Consider the following 292-nt stretch of genomic DNA (forward strand, 5'->3'; position numbering starts at 1 on the left):
CGGTCCCGGACGTCGGCATGACGACGATGCTGACCTTGTTGCCGCTGTCTTTCTCGTAACGGTCGAGGATCTCGCGCAGCACCTTGATGCCGTCGCCGGTATCGCCCGACACCATCGACAGCTCGACGGCCTGCGCCTGCGTGCCAGCCAGAACGGCAGTGACGCCGAGCGCCAGGAATGCGTGAAAGAGTTTCATGATGGTGGATGTCCCTCCGCGGCCGGCCGCGGAAAATCCTCCCATTCGCCGGCAGCTTGTCAGGCCCTCACCTCCCATTGAATGCGAAGCGGCGCT

General features: G+C 64.0%; 1 pseudogene. It reads right to left on the reverse strand.

Going from position 1 to position 292, the window contains the following annotated elements:
• Positions 1-196: pseudogene (locus tag EOB49_RS35185) on the reverse strand (ABC transporter substrate-binding protein); the annotation flags it as partial.
• Positions 197-292 lie beyond the last annotated feature (96 nt).

The sequence above is a fragment of the Mesorhizobium sp. M7A.F.Ca.MR.148.00.0.0 genome, from assembly GCF_003997735.1.
Taxonomy (GTDB): Bacteria; Pseudomonadota; Alphaproteobacteria; order Rhizobiales; family Rhizobiaceae; genus Mesorhizobium.